This is a genomic window from Sinomonas terrae, assembly GCF_022539255.1.
Classification (GTDB): Bacteria; Actinomycetota; Actinomycetes; order Actinomycetales; family Micrococcaceae; genus Sinomonas; species Sinomonas terrae.
Genome location: NZ_JAKZBV010000001.1, coordinates 3,156,044 through 3,172,816 on the forward strand (window position 1 = coordinate 3,156,044; position 16,773 = coordinate 3,172,816).

The following is a 16,773-nucleotide window of genomic DNA, read 5'->3' on the forward strand; positions in this document are numbered from 1 at the left end:
CGGCGAGCGGCGCCGCCGCCGCTGCCCCGATGCCTCCCCCGGGATTCTTCCCAGAATCCGAGACCACCCATGTAACCTGCATAGGGAAAACTGTCAATCGATATGACAACTTTGGACGGCGGGGCGTATGCGGCAGCCACGGACGCAGGAGCGGGAGTGGACCCGAGGGCTGCACGTCTTCTACTACCAGCTCTCCCCCAGGAAGAGGATGGCGCTCGGCCAGGTGCCTCTGGCCGCCTCGATCGCGCTGGTGGTCCCGGTGGCGGCCCTGTCGCACCCGGGCATGGCCGCCGATCCGCTGTTCCGCCTCGGGGTGCTGCTGCAGGCCTGCCTGCTCGCCCTCGCAGCCGCCCTGCCGTGGGAGCGCCTGCCTCCGGGCCTGGCCCTGGCCATCCCGCTGCTGGACTTCGTGCCCATCGGGCTGGTGCGGGTGGCCGGCCTGGGGACCTCGATGCAGCTGGGGGTCCTGACGGCCATCCCGGTGGTCTGGCTGGCCTGGTCCGGCCTGCACCCCAGGTTCTGCCTGTCCATGACCTTCCTCGGTCCCCTGCTGACGGTATGGATCCCCCTGGCCGCGGCCGGGAACCATGAACCGGGTGCCTACGCCGACGTGCTGGTGCTGCCGGCCATGATGCTCGCCACCGGCGCCGTGGTGCACATGCTCGCCGTGAGCAGCGCCGACCAGCAGCGCTCCCTCCGGGAGGCACGTGATCGGCTCCAGCGCACCCTGGAGGGCTCCGCCCGGGAGAAGCGGCTGCTGGACGCAGTCCTGGAGACGGTCCCGGTCGGGGTCCAGGCGGTCGACGCGGCGGGGCGGACCTCGATGGCCAACCGCCAGCAGTACCTGAACAAGACCCTCGCCGGGCGCGTGCCCGGGGCCGATCAGGACTGGCCGGGCATCTTCGACGCCGCCGGGCACCCGCTGCCCCCCGAGCAGCAGCCCGTGATGCGGGCCGTGCGCGGAGAATCGTTCTCGGACTACATCATCCGCCTGGGCGAAGGGGCCGCGCAGCGGATGTTCTCCACCTCGGCCCGGCCCATCGGCGCCCCGGGGGCCGCGGACGGGGCGGTGCTGGCCTTCACCGACGTCACCGCGCTCATCCAGGCGATCGCCTCCAAGGACGACTTCCTGGCCAACGTCTCCCACGAGCTGCGCACCCCCCTGACCTCCGTCCTGGGCTACATCGACCTGCTCCGCAGCGCACCCGGCCTGCCCCAGAACGTCAGGGACGGGCTGACCGTCGTGCGCCGGAACGCCGAGCGTCTCCATCGCCTCGTCACCGACCTGCTCACCGCCGCCTCCGGGGGGATCGATGCCCGGCCCGCCCCCTGCGACCTGGCAGAGATCGTCCGGCTCGCCCTCGCCAGCGCCGCCCCCGCGGCCGAGGCCGCCGGCATCTCCCTGCACGACGCCACCATCGACAGGCCCCTGCCTGTGGTCGTGGACGCGGAGCGGGTCGCCCAGCTGCTGGACAACCTGATCTCCAACGCCATCAAGTACACCCTCCTCGGCGGAAGCGTCACCGTCCGGGCCGCAAGGACCCGGGGCGGGGCCGAGATCACCGTCTCGGACACCGGGATCGGCATGAGCGAGGAGGAGGCCGCGTCCGTGTTCGACAGGTTCTACCGGGCCGAGGCCGCCCGCGCCGCCCGCGTCCCCGGCGTCGGGCTCGGGCTCGCCATCGCCAAGGCCATCGTCGAGGCCCACCGCGGCAGCATCGAGTGCGTCAGCCGGCTCGCCGCCGGGACCACCTTCACCGTCTTCCTCCCCGACCCCGCCCCAGAGGCCGGGCAGCGGAGAAACGAGGAAGCCTTCGCCCCCGCCGGGCAGGCAGCAGAGCGCGAGGAGGATCATCATGGATGAGAATGTCCGGGCCCTGGTCATCGAGGACGACGACGACGTGCGCGGCCTGATCACCGCCGTCCTCGCCGGGGCCGGGATGCAGGTCCGCGCCGTCGCCAACGGGCACGCCGGCATCGCCGCCATGCCCGAGCACCAGCCTGATCTGGTGGTCCTGGACTACGGGCTGCCCCGCATGGACGGCGCAGAAGTCGCCCGCCGGATCCGCGCCGCCAGCGCCGAGGTCCCCATCCTGCTCCTGACCGCCAGGGAAGACCTCGTCCAGGACCTCCCGGAGGGGGTCACCGACGCCCTGGCCAAGCCCTTCACCGTCGCCGACCTCCAGCGCCGCGCCAAGGCGCTCCTGCACCCCTAGAATGCCCGCGTTCCGGCCGCGGCGCCCATCAATGCCCGGCGTCCTGGGGCCAGGCCTCCCCGAGCGCCTCCACCGTCCGAACACCGCACTCGGCGATCACGGCGCACATCTCCGCCAGGTCGCCCCCGCCGGCGCGCAGGGCCGACTCCAGGCGTGCCGCCTCCCAGGCCAGCCGCGGCGCCCCCACCATCATCGAGGAGACCTTCAGGCTCAGCACCGCATCCACGGCCTCGTCCGTCCCCCCGGCCGCCACCGCCCCAACAAGCCGGTCCCGGCGCCGCCCCCACAGCCGCGCGAAGTCGAGGGCGAAGCGGCGCGCGGAGCCGGGGAGCTCCGCGTCGAGCTCGGCCAGCACAGAAGGATCCACAAGGGGCAGCGCACGGGTCCCGGAATGCGCGCCAGCGGCGCGAAGCGGAGCTTCCATCAGTGCCTCCAGAGAGCGGATTCGAGTACGACCAGCCTAGGCCCCGAGATCATCCCGGACTCTGGAAACAGGGACTCCCTGCGCAAAAACCTTGGCATCACCTTGGGCACCTGGGTTTCGTCAAGTGATCTGGCCCCGGCTGTCGGCGCCGATTGTGGCCCCCGCTTGAAGGGCAGCGATCAGGATGAGGCCGCTGCTGCCGTGGATTTGCGTCGGCTCGAGGTCCTGCTGGTTCGGAGGCGGTAGGAGTCAGTGCCGGTTTCGAGGATGTGAGCATTGAAGGTGACGCGGTCGACGATGGCAGCCATGATCGACCGGATCGTCCACCACGCAGAGGTCGTCACCCTCAAGGGCTCCTCATACCGGCTCAGGAACACGAGATCGAAACCCTGCCCCCTCCGTACGAGCCGGAAACGCGGCAGACTATAACCACTCGAACTGACCGGATCTCGAAGAGCACAAACGTTCAGTTCCTCAAGAGCGTCAACGGAACCGACGACAGACAAAGCCCCGACCGCGTTCACCCGACGGTGGGAGGTTCGGTCCGATGGCAGATGTCGACCGGTTCAGAATCCTCCTGAGCAGCCTCGGCTCTCGTCCGGGCGCGCCGTACCACAATGCTCCGAGTCGCAGCTCTGCATGTGAGCCTGCCATGGCTATGCGAAGGCGTGCCCGGGGTAGCCGTGTTGGGAGTCACGACCACTCGTTCCGGGCACGCATGGCGAGCCTACTGTGACTGGGCATCCTCAGGGTGTCCGACTGTTGAAGCCGCCGCAAACTACGGTCGCCGCATTCTTTCAGCGACGCTGTCAGCCCCCGAGGCTTTGGCCAAGGTTCGAAGTCGTCGAGGCGCCGTCGAACCCCAACCCCTGCCAGTATCCGCGCCGGCTGCCACCGAGCGTCCGTGTCAGGTGGGTAGGACACTGCGGCCACGGGCCAAGGCGCTGGGGCCGCACCGCGGCAAGAAGGGGAGCGGAATACACAGCGAAATCAACACCTGAGTCACAACGATGCCCACCATTCCAGGAGGGTGTCAAGCCATTCGGCGACAACCGGAGCCAGGCGTCGTAGAAGCGCGTTCGGCGCCGCGGCCTTCGGCGCCCCCTCACGCCGCGCCTGGGGCAGCGAGCGCCCGGCTCCAAGTAGCTTCCTGAATCCTTTCGAAGGTTCACACCTTCTGAGCACGGCCTGCCGGCCAGGGCCCTCCACCGGCAGGTCTCGCCGGGCGGCGATCTCCGTCCAGCCGGGCAGAGACCGCCAGCCCCCGACAGGAAGGCCGGGGCCGGTCCGGATGGTGCGCACCCGACTGCGACCACGCCACACCCCCGCCCAGCCGCGGCCCGGAGTCAGGGGGTCAGCGGTCAGGGGCCAGGGGTCTTCACCGTCTCCCTCCCTGCCGGCCCGCAGGGCCCCGACCCGACCGGCGGGGCGAAGGAGCACGCGGGTAGGGACGCGTTCCGCAGCACTGGACGATGGCCGGACGGGATCCCCGGCGCGGATCGAATATGCCTTGGAGAATCCTTGCGAATCTCTTGGGAACAATTGGGGGAAGGATGCGCGAATTCCCGCTCGAATTCATGGGACCCGTTGCTATTCTCGTAATTGCTCTTCCCGGCAATCCGCTTTGCCGGGCGCGCCCCGATGAGGGTCCGGTATTCATGGTGCCGAATTCCTTGGCTGGGTGCGGCTTGAGGAGGGGCGGTGGCCTTGGCCAAGGCTTCCTGCCCCGTCTGGCGCTGTCGTCCCGGTCCTGGAGAAAAGGGCAGGGAGGGCGGCGGACAGGACGGCTCAAATGCGTATCCGGTGCGGCTCCCGCTGCACATGCCACGGCCGTCCGTGGAATTCCTGCCCGCGGGATTTATGCGCTTCGGGCAGGCGGCAGGGGTTTGTCAGGCCGGGCGATGGCGGCTCATTAATGCGTGCCAGTACCGGTCCCATTCGAAGAGAAAACAGGAACAATCATGCGCAGAACTACTAAGGCCCTGGCGGTCCTCGCCGTCTCGGGCATGGCATTGGGCGCGGGCGCGGCGGCGGCCTCGGCCGACACCGTGAACTCGACGGTCTCGGGCGGGTCGCTGACGGTGAGCACGGCGGCCCCCACGCTCTCGGCGGTGACGCTGAACGGGACGAACACCCAGACCTCCACCGGCACCTCGGGGACCTGGACCATCACGGACGCCCGGGGCACCGGGGCGAACTGGACGGTCTCGGCCAGCGCGACGGCCTTCACCAGCGCCGCGGGCACGGTGGAGACCACCGCCCGAACGATCGCGGCGACCGCGCTGACGGTCACCCCGGGCACGGTCACCCCGGGCGCCGGCTCGGACGCCGCGACGATCTCCGCCCCGGCACTGGCGATGTCCACGACCTCCCAGGCCCTGATCAGCGCCACCGGACCGGCCAAGGGCACCTACACCCTGGCCCCCTCGTTCAGCCTGGCCATCCCGGCCAACGCCTACCGCTCCAACTACTCCGGCACGGTCGGCTCCTCGGCCCTGAACCCCTACACCTCCACCCTCACCTACACCATCGGCTGACACCCTGCCGATGCCGGCGGCCTGCCCCAAACGCCCTTGGGGGCCGGGCAGGCCGCCGGCGGCGGGGGCAGCCCCTCCGCCGCGAACCCCGTCCCATGGTTTTGACAGTCTTAGCGGGACCCACCCTGGCAATCTAAGCGGGACCCACTTGGGGGTCTTGGGAGTGTCGGCGGCAATCTAAGCCGGACCCACCCTCCACCGTGATCAGACGAGTCGAGTCTGATTGCCGGAGGTGGAGGATGAGGATGGAGCCGCGGGTGGAGTTGTTCGCTCGCATTCGCAGGGATTCGCGCGTCGAGAGTCTGGGGATCCGCGCGCTGGCGAAACGCCACGGTGTGGGCCGGAACACCGTGCGGCAGGCGCTGACATCGGCGGAGCCCCCGCCGAAGAAGCCCCGCGTCCGGTCTGCCCCTCGGCTGGGGCCGTTCAGGGCCGAGATCGACCAGATGCTCCGCGCTGATCTGGAGGCGCCGAGGAAGCAGCGGCATTCTGCCGTTCGCGTCGCCGAAGTCCTCGTCGAGCGGCATGGCGCCGACGTCGCACCGTCGTACTCGACCGTGCGGAACTACGTGCGCGCTCGACGGGCGGAGATCGCCGCCGAGCGTGGAAGTGTCGCCGCGGACGCCGTCGTGCCTCAGGAGCACGCCCCGGGCGAGGAAGCCGAGGTCGACTTCGGCGAGGTCTGGATCGTCCTGGCGGGGGTGAGGACGAAGTGCCACATGTTCATCATGCGGCTGAGCCACAGCGGCCGCGCGGTCCACCGCGTCTACTCCACCCAGTCCCAGGAGGCCTTCCTCGAAGGCCATCTCGAGGCGTTCGACGAGTTCGGCGGGGTGCCGACCCGCCACATCAGGTACGACAATCTCTCCTCGGCGGTCCGGCGGGTCGTGTTCGGGGCGGGGCGCGTCCGGGATGAGAACGAGCGCTGGATCCTGTTCCGGTCGACGGCCGGCTTCGATCCGTTCTACTGCATCCCAGGGGTGGAGGGCGCCCACGAGAAGGGCGGAGTCGAGGGCGAGGTCGGCTGGTTCCGCCGCCGGCGCCTGACCCCGGTGCCCGAGGTGTCCTCCCTGGCGGAGCTGAACGAGAGGATCCGGGAATGGGAAGCCCAGGACCTCAACCGGAAGATCACTGGCCGGCCGCGCACGATCGGGGAGGACTTCGAGGCCGAGAGGCCCTTCCTCGCCCCGCTGCCCGCCGAGAGGTTCGACCCGGGCCTGCCGTTGTATCCGCGGGTGGACCGCTCGGCGCTGATCACGGTCCGGCAGGCCAAGTACTCGGTCCCGGCCCGCCTGATCGGGCGGAAGGTGCGGGTCTCCCTGCGGGCGACGGAGCTGGTCGTCTTCGACGGGCGCACCCAGGTGGCCCGGCACGAGCGTGTTGTCGAGCGCTACGGGCAGTCCGTCCAGCTCGACCACTACCTCGAGGTCCTTGCCCGCAAGCCCGGCGCCCTCCCGGGCTCGACCGCGCTTGCCAGGGCGAGGGAGTCGGGGACATTCACCAGCGCCCATGAGGCGTTCTGGGCAGAGTCCCGCAAGGTCAACGGCGACGCCGCCGGCACCAGAGAGCTGATCGATGTGCTCCTGCTCCACCGCAGCCTGCGCGCCTCGGACGTGATCGCCGGGATCCGGGCAGCGCTCTCGGTCGGTGCGGTCTCGGCCGACGTCGTCGCCATCGAGGCCAGGATGCACGCCAACGGCTCCACCCTCGGAATGCATCATCCCCATCAGCAGCCCGAACCCGTCGAGCACCGCGTCATCAGCCTCACCCAGCGCCGGCTCACCGATCCCGCCGCGGTGATTGCGGGCCTGCCGAAGGACACCCGCCCGGTGCCGAGCGTGACCGCCTACGACGAACTCCTCAAACGGCGCAAGAAGCCCGGGAAGTCCCCGGCCGAGAGCGAAGGAACAACAGCATGAGCCCCACCGTCACGAGGGTCGCCACGACCCTGCGCCGCCAGCGCAGCATGAGCGAGGAAGCGGCCCAGGCCGCGGTCGAGCAGGCCTGCCGGCGCCTGCACCTGCCCACGATGCGCGCCGTGATGGAGGAGGCGATCAAAGTCGCCGAGCGCGAGCAGCTCTCCTACACCGGCTTCCTCGCCGAGGTCCTCCTGGCCGAGTGCGACGACCGCGACCGCCGCTCCATCGAGCGCCGCGTCCGCGGGGCCGGGTTCCCCAGACAGAAATGGATCGCCGACTTCGACTTCGAGGCCAACCCGAACGTTAACCCCGCCACCGTCCACCAGCTCGCGCAGGGCGAATGGATCCGACGAGGCGACCCGCTGTGCCTCATCGGAGACTCCGGAACCGGGAAGTCCCACCTGCTCATCGCCTTGGGGACCGCGGCCGCCGAGAAGGGATACAGAGTCAAGTTCACCCTCGCGACCAAGCTCGTGAACGAGCTCGTCGAAGCCGCCGACGAGAAGCAGCTCGCCCGCACCATCGCCCGCTACGGAAGGGTGGATCTGCTCTTGATCGATGAGCTGGGGTATATGGAGCTCGACAGGCGTGGGGCCGAGCTCCTCTTCCAGGTTCTCACCGAGCGCGAGGAGAAGGCGAGCGTGGCGATCGCATCAAATTCGGGCTTCTCCGACTGGACGCGCACCTTCACGGACCCGCGCCTCTGCGCAGCCATCGTCGATCGCCTCACCTTCAAAGGCACCATCATCGAAACCGGGACCGACTCCTACCGCCTCCAACACACTAGGGCCAACGCATAACCGCCCGGCGCGGTCCACGCTCAGGTGGTCCCGGCTTGGATTGCCAAAGTGGTCCTCACTTGAGTTGACAGAATCAGTCCCAGCCCCCGAAGACCCGCCGAGCCAGGAAGACCGAAGAAGCCGTGACCGAAAAGCACACGAAACCGCTCCGCCGCCGCCTCCGGCCCGCCCTGGCCGCCGTGGCCCTGGCCCTGGCCGGGCTGGCCGCCTCCGGCGCCCCCGCGATGGCCGTGGACGACGGCACGCTGGGGATCAGGCCGCAGAGCGAGTCCGACTTCTTCCACCTCGACCTCGCCCCCGGCGCCGCCACCGACGCGACCGCTATCGTCTCCAACCACACCGGCGCCCCGGTCACCCTGCTCACCTACCCCGTCGACGGGCAGAACACCGCCCAGGGGACCTTCGCCTTCGCCGGGAAGGACGACCAGGCCAAGGCCCTGGGCGCCTGGGTGCACCTTGACGCCGACCAGGTCACCGTCCCGGCCAACACAGACCTCCCGGTCCACTTCCGCCTCACCGTCCCCCAGGGCACCCCGCCCGGGGACTACGCCGGCGGCGTGATCATCCAGGCACCCCCGGTACAGGGGCAGACCACCACCGTCCACGACACCGCCGTGCGGATCGACACCGTCCAGCGCCAGGGCGTGCGGATCTACCTCAAGGTCGACGGCACCCCCGTGAAGTCCCAATCCCACGGCACCCTCGCCTGGACCCAGGACGGGCCGAACCTGGACTTCACCCTGCCCGTGACCAACACCGGCAACACCATCCTGCACCCCACCGCGGACCTGAACCTCACCGGCTGGCCCACCAACGGCGCCCAGGCCAAGTTCGACACCCCCGAGAGCCTCCTGCCCGGGGCCACCGTGCACCTGCACGCCACCCTCCCCGGCGCCCCGCCCGCCCAGGCCGGCACCGCCGAGGCCAAGATCAACTCAGAGGCCGGCACCCAGGACGCCACCGCCACCGTCCTCTACGCCCCCTGGCTTGCCCTGGGCATCGCCCTCCTGGCCCTCGCCGCCGCCGCGTACGGCGCCTGGCGCCTGGCCCGGTTCGTCCGCCGCGCCCGCGCCGCCCTCGCCCAGGCCGCCGCCGCCCAGAGCACCGGAATCTGGCCCGCCGCCCGGCCGGCACAGGAGCGCACGGCACAGGACGGCACGGCACCGACCGGCCGGCACTGACCCCACCGGCCCCCGCCCCGAGGGGGCAGAGAGGAGAAGACCATGGGAGAACGATTCGGGACCCAGCTGCGCGCCGAGCGCACCGCGCGCGGCCTGTCCCAGACCCAGCTGGGCGGGGAGGAATACTCCCCGAGCTACATCTCGCTGCTCGAGCTCGGCCACCGCGAACCCACCCCGGCGGTCATCGCCGAGCTCGCCGGACGCCTCCGGCTCGCCCCCCAGACCCTGGAGGCCTGGAACCTGGGAAGCACCCCCCAGGAGGGCGCCTTCCTCCAGGCGGGCCTTGCCGCACGGCAGGCCTGGGACCAGCGCGACTACCCCGAGTCCGCCCGCCAGGCCGGCGCCGCGGCACGGCACGCCCACGCCGCCGGCAACCCGGCCGCCTGGTGGGAGATGGCCTACCTGCAGGCAGAGGCCCTGATGAGGCAGGGCCAGACCGCCCAGGCCGCCCTCATCGCCCAGGACATCCTCTCCGCGCCCCTCACCGGAACCTCGCACGCCCTCACCGTCCGCGCCCGCCAGCTCCTCTCCGCGCTCTGCCTCGGACTCGGAGAGCCCGCCGTCGCCGCCGCCCACGCCCGCGCAGCCGTGAAGGCCAGCGCCCCGCTGCCCGCCGGGTCCCCCCTGGCCGCCGCGGCCCTGATCTCCCTCATCGCCGCCCTGGCCGAATCAGGCCGGCTCGAGGAGGCCTGGGAGCACTGCGAGGCCCTCGCTCCCCACAGCACCCAGGACACCCCCGGGCAGGCGGCCGGCGAGGCCGAATGGGCCATCGGCAGCGTCGCGTTCCTGCGCGGGGACCCCGAAGAAGGCGCCCGCCGCCACGAACGCGCCGCCAGGCTCCTCTCCCCCGCCAACGACCTCCCGCTCTGGGCCCGGTTCAACAAGGCCTCCGCCGCCGCCCGCCTCGCCGGGGGCATCACCGAGCCCGAGACCCTCGCCGCCCTCGAACGGGCCGAGATCGCCTACTCCATCGTCGAGGCGAACCGCGCCGAGCAGCTCGAGCTCGCCCTGATCCGCGCCCACTGGCTCCACCTGGACGGCCAGCACGAGCTGGCCCTGGAACACCTGGGGCCGATCCACCGCGAAAGGCACCTCCTGGGCCACCACACCGCCGGGCAGGCCGCCCTCCTGCACGGCCAGGCCCTCACCGCCATCGGCCGGCACCAGGCCGCCCTCGAACACCTCCGCCACGCCCACGCAGCCTTCGCCAGATCCGGTCTGGACGGAAGCGCCCGCACCGCCGAAGACGCCATCGCAGCCCTGCCCCGCACCGCAGCCGAAACCAGAACCCCGACGAGCCCCGCCCCCGCCTGACCATCAGGACCAGCCACCGGCCCTCCGGGCGGATGCTTCGCCTGCAGGGGACGCCTCCGGCCCGCCCCCACCGAGGCGATGTCCGAACAGCGCGCGACACCCTTGGGGGGTTTCGGCCGCCGCCCCCGGTGTCAACGACGTGTTTGAATGGACCCCCTGACGACGGGGCCGGATTCCAGCCACCGTCGCTACAGGACCAGTCTCACACCCTCGTCGACACCCGGCGCGGTGCGCTTCCTCCCCAAACCCTGTGCAAGGAAAACGCAAGGAAGCCGGCCTCTTCCCCGGCCTTCCCAAGTCTTTCCCGAGCTTCCCCCGAGATCGATGTCACCGCGGTCCCGCGGCCCGTAGCTTCGATGGTGGAGCTGGCAAGACCGCCAGCGGACCAGTGTCCCCCCAAACAGGAGCCCGACATGCTTTCTCTCATCGCCTCACTCCACGTCCTGGGCCTCAAGGCCAAGGAGCGCTTCCTCTCCGACGAGAAGGGCGCGACCGCCGTCGAGTACGGCATCATGGTCGCCCTCATCGCCGTCGTGATCATCGTCGCCGTGACCCTCCTCGGCGGCAACCTCAAGACGATGTTCAACAACGTCGCCGGCCAGGTCCCCACGACCAACCCGTGATCCGACAGATGATCCGTCGGGTCTGCTCTGGCGAGAAGGGCGCGACCACCGTCGAGTACGGCATCATGGTCGCGCGGCCTGGGGTAACCAGCCGTGGACGCGGTCGGGCCCAGGCCCTACACCGCGGTGCATGCCTTCTAGGACCGCTACTGGACGCGGGGCGCAGAACTACTGGAAGTCGGACTTCCTTCTCGGGCCTGATGAGATCGAGACGGCCCGCGCAACTGACTGTCGTCAGAGGAGCCCGGCCTGGGTCATGAGGTCGTTGACCTCGGGGCCGTTGAGGGTCCCGGGGTCGATGGTCGGGGCCTGCAGATCGGAGAGCGGGACGAGCTTGGCGTTGGCCGGCACGCCGGAGCCGACGGGGTACTCGAACGACTTCCCATTCTCGAGGACCTCCTGGCCTGACTTCGAGGTGATGAATGCGAGGAACTTCTGGGCCTGGGCCTGGTGCCTGCTCGAGGCCAGGACCGCGCCGCCGGAGACGCTCACGAACGCGCCGGGATCCTGATTCTTGAAGTACTGCAGCGCGACGTTGTTGCTGTTCTCGCCGGTGTCCGCCTGATCGACGAACGAGTAGTAGTGATAGAGGATCCCGGCCTCGATGTCGCCCTTGTTGACGGCGGCGAGGACAGGGGTGTCGTCCTGATAGGTGCGGGCGTTGTCCTTGATTCCCTTGAGCCACGCGAGCGTCGCCTCGCTGCCCTTGAGCTGGAACATCGCGCTCACGATGGCCTGGAAGTCGGCCCCGCCGGTCGACGCGCCGATCCTGTCCTTCCAGGACGGGTCGGCGAGGTCCATGAGGGACTTCGGCAGCTGCGCCTCGGTGAGCTTGGTCTTGTTGTAGGCGAGGACGGTCGAGCGGGCCGCGATGCCCGTCCAGTCGCCGGCCGCGGGGCGGTACTTCGCCGGGACCTGGTCCAGGGTCGATTGGTCGAGCTTGGCGAGCAGGTGGGCGTTCTCGACCTGGTCCATCGCGGGCGAGTTCTCGGTCAGGAACACGTCCGCGGGCGAGGCCTTGCCCTCCTGGATGATCTGGTTGGCCATCTCCGGGTCTTCGCCGTTGCGGAGGTTGACCTTGATCCCGGTCTGCTTGGTGAACTCGTCGACCCACGCCGAGGTCAGCTCCTCGTGCTGGGCGTTGTAGACGGTGATGGTCGTCCCGGCGTCTCCGGAGTTCGAGGAGGCTGCGGCTGAAGGGGTCGAGGTTCCGGAGCATCCGGCGAGGGCCAGTACCGCGAGGGCTGCTGCGCTCACGGCGCTCGGGGTCTTCCAGTTGTTCATTGGGGGCCTTCTGGGGGAATGCAGCGCGCGGCTGTCTGCGGAATCACTCTCCCGGCCGAGCAGACCCGGTTGGGTGCAGCCGGCAGAGCGGTTAGGCAAGGCTTGCCTGACAACGAAAATCTACGGGTCGGCCTGTCTGCAGCCCAAATTAGGGAACATTTGTGTAGCGCAATATTGAAGAGACTGCCCGGTTTCGCGGACACGGTCCTGCCCGGATTCCATGTCGATTCGCACTATTTCCGCACGAGGGCGATGAGATCGCCTGGGAGTTGAATGTGCGCGCCGACGTCTTCGGGGCTTTGGGTGCGGATCCCGCCAGGGACACCTCCCGAGCCAAGCTCGGGACAGACGGGAAGCTGAACCGCTTCAGCTTCAGTATGGACCAGGCCACAGTGGAACGGATGGGGGTCCGGAGGCCCTCAACCGTAGCGGCGCCGGCACTCAACAGTAGCGGCGCCGCGAAGCCCGCCGCCAGGATCCTCCCCCAAGGGGCCGGACTGCACCTACCCGCGGGAGCCAGGCACTGGCTGCCTCTGGCATTCCCGTGCGTCGTTCCGCGGATGGGCCCGAGGCGCCATAGGCGCGAGCTCCGTGCTGACCACCTGCGAGGACCGCATACTGTCCTCATGCCCACCCAGACCATCAATGGAACGCTGATCTTCTTCGAAGTCGAAGGCCACGGTGCCCTGTCGTGCTCGTGCACGGCACCATGGGCGGAGCACACCGCGTGGGACGTTGCCGCCCCCGCACTGGCCCGCTCCTTCCAGGTCGTGCGCTAAGACGGGCGCGGCCATGGACAGAGCATTCCCGAGCCTGGCCAGGGGACCACGGACGACGACATCGCTGACCTCGCCTGCCTGATCAAGAACCTGGGGCTCGCTCGTCGGCAATTCCGCCGGAGGGTGCGTCAGCCTGCGGTTCGCGGTTGAGCATCCCGATCTGGTCAGGAAGATCTCGGTCCACGAGCCGCCGTTCACAGGGCTCCTCGAGGGGGACAGGAGACCCTTTTGGCCCCAGCCGAATGAGCACGGGCCCTTCTAACCAATGGTTCCTTTGAACCCACCGTGAGCGTCACCTGTCAGCGTTCCTGCTCAATCCCTCACGAGCGCCGACGGTCACCTGCCCGCTCCCTCGACCATGCCCGTACGAGGGGCATCAAGGTGCATCAGCAATGAGTCTCACTCGGGAGTTTCGCAGGTTCGCAAAATAAGGGCGTCTGACCGGACGGCGGCCGGTACCACCAGGGCGCGTCGCTTCTGAAGCGCGCCTCTCGGATGCAAAAGCCCGCAAGAGGATCCGTCACCGGGACAGGACAACGGGAACCGCCGCGCGCGATTCAATCGGGCATCACTGTATCTGGGGTGAGCCTGATCGGACTTCATCGGAGTTGGGAGCATTCGATCGCCGTGGAGCATTGGCTGCTGTCCCATGGTCGCGGGACAATCTGCTCGAGGGACGGGAGGCATCTTCAATGCGGATCGCGGCGGCACAGGGCCATCCGGTATGGCTGGACCCGGAGGCGACGACGGCCAAAGTCGTCTCGGCTGTGGAGCAGGCGGCCTCAGGCGGCGTGGAATTGCTCGCGTTTCCCGAGGCGTTTCTGCCCGGATATCCTTTCTGGGCGATTCTCGGCGGCGTCGACCGCCTCAACGAGCCACGCCACGCGGCGGCATACGGGAGTTATCTCGACGCATCGATAACGATCGAGGGCCCGCAGATCCGGCTGATCTGCCAGGCATCGTCCGACCTCGGGGTGTTCGTCTACTTGGGCATCGCCGAACGCTCTGGCGGCAGTGTGTACGCCACCCTGGTCGCCATCGACCCCACTCGAGGCGTGATCGGGACGCACCGCAAACTGATGCCAACCCACGGCGAACGCGTCATCTGGGCCCCCGGCGACGGGGCAGGCCTGCGCACGCACGACGTGCACGGCCTACAGGTGGGCGGGCTGAACTGCTGGGAGAACTGGATGCCGCTGGCACGATATTCGCTCTACGCGCAGGGTGAACAGCTGCATGTTGCCGTCTTCCCCGGATCCGCGTTCGCTGCCAACACCGATCTCGCCCGGTTCATCGCGATGGAAGGCCGGGTGTGGGTGCTCGTCGCCGCCGGACTGCTCACCGCAGCTGACATCCCGAAGGATCACCCGTACCACGAGCTGATCGCAGCCAAACCGGCTGGATTCTTCAACGGCGGGTCCGGGATCGTGACCCCGCAGGGCACCTGGGCTATCGGTCCGGTCACGGACAGCGAGCAGCTCGTCGTCGCCGACATCGACCCCGCCATGGTCAGCCGCGCCCGGCAGACCTTCGACCCCGCCGGACACTACGCCCGCCCAGACGTGTTCGATCTGCAGGTTCACCGGCGAAGACCCCAAGTCACCTTCGGCGACTGATCACCGAGCACAGCAATCCGGGGCGCCGCAAGCGGCCGCCGAGCACCGAAGATGTCAGGTTCGAGGGCCACTCACTCTCAACCGCTGTCGCGGCCGGTCCGTTCCGACCATGCTCATCGGGTCCGCGCGTTGCTCCACCAGCACCCAGGACCTGACCGCTCAACGGAACGCGCTCGAAGCACTTGGCGTCGCTGCAGACGCGATCCATGTCGACCACGGATTCACCGGAACCAAACGCGACCGGCCCGGGCTGGGCAAAGCACTGGCCGCATGCCCAGCGTTGAGACGATGACTGGAATCCGCCCGACCCCAGAGGGTCAAAATTCAGAAGTCGTTGACATCATGGACGTGTCTGACGACGGCGAGCACACCTTCGCGCTCCGGCGCAAACAACCCGAACGCGACGTTCTTAGGATCGAGGATGCTTCATCCAAACGATCTACACCTACCCTTGGGACGCGGGCCGTAACGCTTCTGGCGCTGAACACACGGCCCTTGAACGGGCAGCCGCGCACTACAAGTTCACGTGTGGCGTTCGGCGATTTTCCGTGCCACGACGGCCGCATCCGGTCCGACCCCGAACATCAGTGCGGAACGGCGACTCCGCATGAAATGCACGCCGCAGAAGAATAGGCCGGGCATCGTGGGGCTAGCCCCATCCCGAGTCAAGGGGAAGCCAAGCTCGTCGCAAACCGGCGCGTCGATCCAGCGGTAGTCCGGCCTGAACCCGGCCGCCAGCACGACGGCCCCGACCTCGCGCAGGCTCACCTCTTGCATCGGTTCGGCGTGGAACGGGGGCGGAACGGGCATGTCGGGGACGTCGAAGCCGCCCGCGGGAAGCTGCGCCCTCAGGAGGGTCCGCAGGTCTGCCCACCGCGCATCGCCGAAGGCCACCGATTCCGCCGCATCGTCGCCGAAGCCGATACGAATCCCATCGGTGCCGGCGACATGGCCGGCGAGGCGGACCCCGAGTGCTTGGAGTGTCCGGAAGTGCAGGTCGTGCCCGCCTCGGGCCCCGGTGGCCTGGGCGTTGGCCGAAAGCCTGGCTGCCGGTGACGGCAGGTCTGCCAGGGTCGCGTCGAGGAACGATGTGCGGCTGAGCCAGGTGACGATGTCGGTCCCGTCAAGCCGCCGCGGACTCCATGGAGCCCGCCCGCAGGCGAGGATCACGTCCCGGCCTGCCAGATGCAGTTCCTCGGCGATCTGACATCCCGTCTGGCCGCTGCCGACTACGACTGCGACCCCTGGTGGGATCTGATCCGGAGCCCGGTAGTCGCTCGAGGCGAGGATGAGGTGATCGGAGAGTCCGTCGAGGGCGGGCGGGCGGTGCTGTCTCGTAAACGAGCCGGTGCAGACAACGACGTCGTCCGCCGCCATCTCTCCGACGTTGGTCTCAGCATGCAGGCCATCATCGCCGGCTCTCAAGCGCCTGGCTTCGACACCTTCCATGATTGGAGTCCCCGTGCTGCGCGCATAGGCCTGGAGGTAGGAGACGATCTCGTCCCTGGGCACATGGCCTTCCGGATCAGGGCCAGAGTATGCGCTTCCCGGGAGGGCCATCGTCCAATTCGGGGTGACGAGGGTGAAGCTGTCCCACCGGTCCCGCCATGCCTGCCCGGGCCTTCCTCGCTCGAGCACGATGTGTTCGACGCCCAGAGCGTTCAGCTCATGGCTCACGGCCAGACCTGCTTGCCCTGCACCGATCACGATGGTCGACATGGCCAGATGATAGAGGCCGCGAGGCCCGGCGCGGTAGGACCCCGAAGCATCCCTCACCGGCCGGGCCCGACGGGTGGGGACGGGCATTGACGGGACTTTTGATCCCCTCCGGATCGGCGGAAGCGGGTGTGCCGTCCTGCCTTGCATTCGTCGGAGGTCCAGAACGGAGAGCGACTGCGCATGCTTCAGCGGTGACAGGGGACTTCCGCGCCTCGTTCCGCCCGGAGAGGAGAGCTTCATCCCGGGGAGCCGGGTGTCGACAAGGCGCGGGCCGTGTGGAACGGGCACATCGATCGGGGCGCCGAGCTGACCGTCCGCCCGGGGACGCGAGGCAGACCGCGCTCAATCAGGCCAATCGTCG

Annotated in this window: 14 protein-coding genes and 2 pseudogenes; 12 read left to right on the forward strand and 4 right to left on the reverse strand. The window is 69.1% G+C overall.

From position 1 onward, the window contains the following. Positions 1-127 precede the first annotated feature (127 nt). A complete protein-coding gene (locus L0M17_RS14555) occupies positions 128-1,864 on the forward strand; it encodes a sensor histidine kinase (RefSeq protein WP_241054801.1) in 1,737 nt (578 codons plus the stop codon). Continuing rightward, positions 1,857-2,216: a response regulator transcription factor gene (locus L0M17_RS14560; protein WP_241054802.1), complete on the forward strand. Its 360-nt coding sequence runs from the start codon at positions 1,857-1,859 to the stop codon at positions 2,214-2,216. The genes L0M17_RS14555 and L0M17_RS14560 overlap by 8 nt, the downstream gene beginning before the upstream one ends. 28 nt (positions 2,217-2,244) lie before the next feature. Here the strand turns inward: L0M17_RS14560 and L0M17_RS14565 are convergent, their stop codons facing one another. Together L0M17_RS14565 and L0M17_RS14570 are read right to left on the reverse strand one after the other, a co-directional pair. Continuing rightward, a complete protein-coding gene (locus L0M17_RS14565; RefSeq protein ID WP_241054803.1) occupies positions 2,245-2,640 on the reverse strand; it encodes an Hpt domain-containing protein in 396 nt (131 codons plus the stop codon). Positions 2,641-2,819: 179 nt separating this feature from the next. Continuing rightward, on the reverse strand, positions 2,820-2,984 hold the full coding sequence (locus L0M17_RS14570; protein ID WP_241056533.1) for an ATP-binding protein: 165 nt from the start codon (positions 2,982-2,984) through the stop codon (positions 2,820-2,822). On the opposite strand from L0M17_RS14570, the pseudogene L0M17_RS14575 reads away from it, so the two are divergent. From L0M17_RS14575 to L0M17_RS14605, 7 genes and pseudogenes are all read left to right on the forward strand, one after another. Beyond that, a pseudogene (locus L0M17_RS14575) lies at positions 2,941-3,069 on the forward strand (ATP-binding protein); the annotation flags it as partial. The gene L0M17_RS14570 and the pseudogene L0M17_RS14575 sit on opposite strands and share 44 nt — an antisense overlap. A 1,532-nt stretch (positions 3,070-4,601) precedes the next feature. Beyond that, on the forward strand, positions 4,602-5,177 hold the full coding sequence (locus L0M17_RS14580) for a WxL domain-containing protein (RefSeq protein ID WP_241054804.1): 576 nt from the start codon (positions 4,602-4,604) through the stop codon (positions 5,175-5,177). Positions 5,178-5,422: 245 nt separating this feature from the next. Beyond that, positions 5,423-7,096 (forward strand): IS21 family transposase, encoded by a 1,674-nt coding sequence (gene istA, locus L0M17_RS14585; protein ID WP_241054806.1) that lies wholly within the window; start codon positions 5,423-5,425, stop codon positions 7,094-7,096. Further along, complete coding sequence (istB, locus tag L0M17_RS14590) at positions 7,093-7,896, forward strand: IS21-like element helper ATPase IstB (RefSeq protein WP_241054808.1); 804 nt, start codon at positions 7,093-7,095, stop codon at positions 7,894-7,896. The genes istA and istB overlap by 4 nt, the downstream gene beginning before the upstream one ends. A 122-nt stretch (positions 7,897-8,018) precedes the next feature. Then, positions 8,019-9,077: a WxL protein peptidoglycan domain-containing protein gene (locus L0M17_RS14595; RefSeq protein WP_241054809.1), complete on the forward strand. Its 1,059-nt coding sequence runs from the start codon at positions 8,019-8,021 to the stop codon at positions 9,075-9,077. A 42-nt stretch (positions 9,078-9,119) separates the two neighbouring features. Then, positions 9,120-10,391 (forward strand): helix-turn-helix domain-containing protein, encoded by a 1,272-nt coding sequence (locus L0M17_RS22545; protein WP_290427287.1) that lies wholly within the window; start codon positions 9,120-9,122, stop codon positions 10,389-10,391. A 413-nt stretch (positions 10,392-10,804) separates the two neighbouring features. Further along, entirely contained in the window at positions 10,805-11,014 is a 210-nt protein-coding gene (locus L0M17_RS14605) for a Flp family type IVb pilin (RefSeq protein WP_241054811.1), read from the forward strand. A gap of 234 nt (positions 11,015-11,248) precedes the next feature. Here the strand turns inward: L0M17_RS14605 and L0M17_RS14610 are convergent, their stop codons facing one another. Beyond that, positions 11,249-12,298 (reverse strand): iron ABC transporter substrate-binding protein, encoded by a 1,050-nt coding sequence (locus L0M17_RS14610; protein WP_241054813.1) that lies wholly within the window; start codon positions 12,296-12,298, stop codon positions 11,249-11,251. 626 nt (positions 12,299-12,924) lie between these two features. Here L0M17_RS14610 and L0M17_RS14615 point away from each other — a divergent pair. The 3 genes and pseudogenes from L0M17_RS14615 to L0M17_RS14625 form a co-directional block, all read left to right on the forward strand. Further along, complete coding sequence (locus L0M17_RS14615; RefSeq protein ID WP_241054815.1) at positions 12,925-13,077, forward strand: hypothetical protein; 153 nt, start codon at positions 12,925-12,927, stop codon at positions 13,075-13,077. Between the two features lie 692 nt (positions 13,078-13,769). Continuing rightward, a complete protein-coding gene (locus L0M17_RS14620) occupies positions 13,770-14,693 on the forward strand; it encodes a carbon-nitrogen hydrolase family protein (protein WP_241054817.1) in 924 nt (307 codons plus the stop codon). Positions 14,694-14,802: 109 nt separating this feature from the next. Beyond that, positions 14,803-14,967, forward strand: a pseudogene (locus tag L0M17_RS14625) (recombinase family protein); the annotation flags it as partial. Between the two features lie 248 nt (positions 14,968-15,215). Here the strand turns inward: L0M17_RS14625 and L0M17_RS14630 are convergent. Next, the gene (locus L0M17_RS14630; RefSeq protein ID WP_241054819.1) at positions 15,216-16,412 is read right to left on the reverse strand and encodes an NAD(P)-binding domain-containing protein; all 1,197 of its coding nucleotides are present in this window, start codon (positions 16,410-16,412) and stop codon (positions 15,216-15,218) included. Positions 16,413-16,773 lie beyond the last annotated feature (361 nt).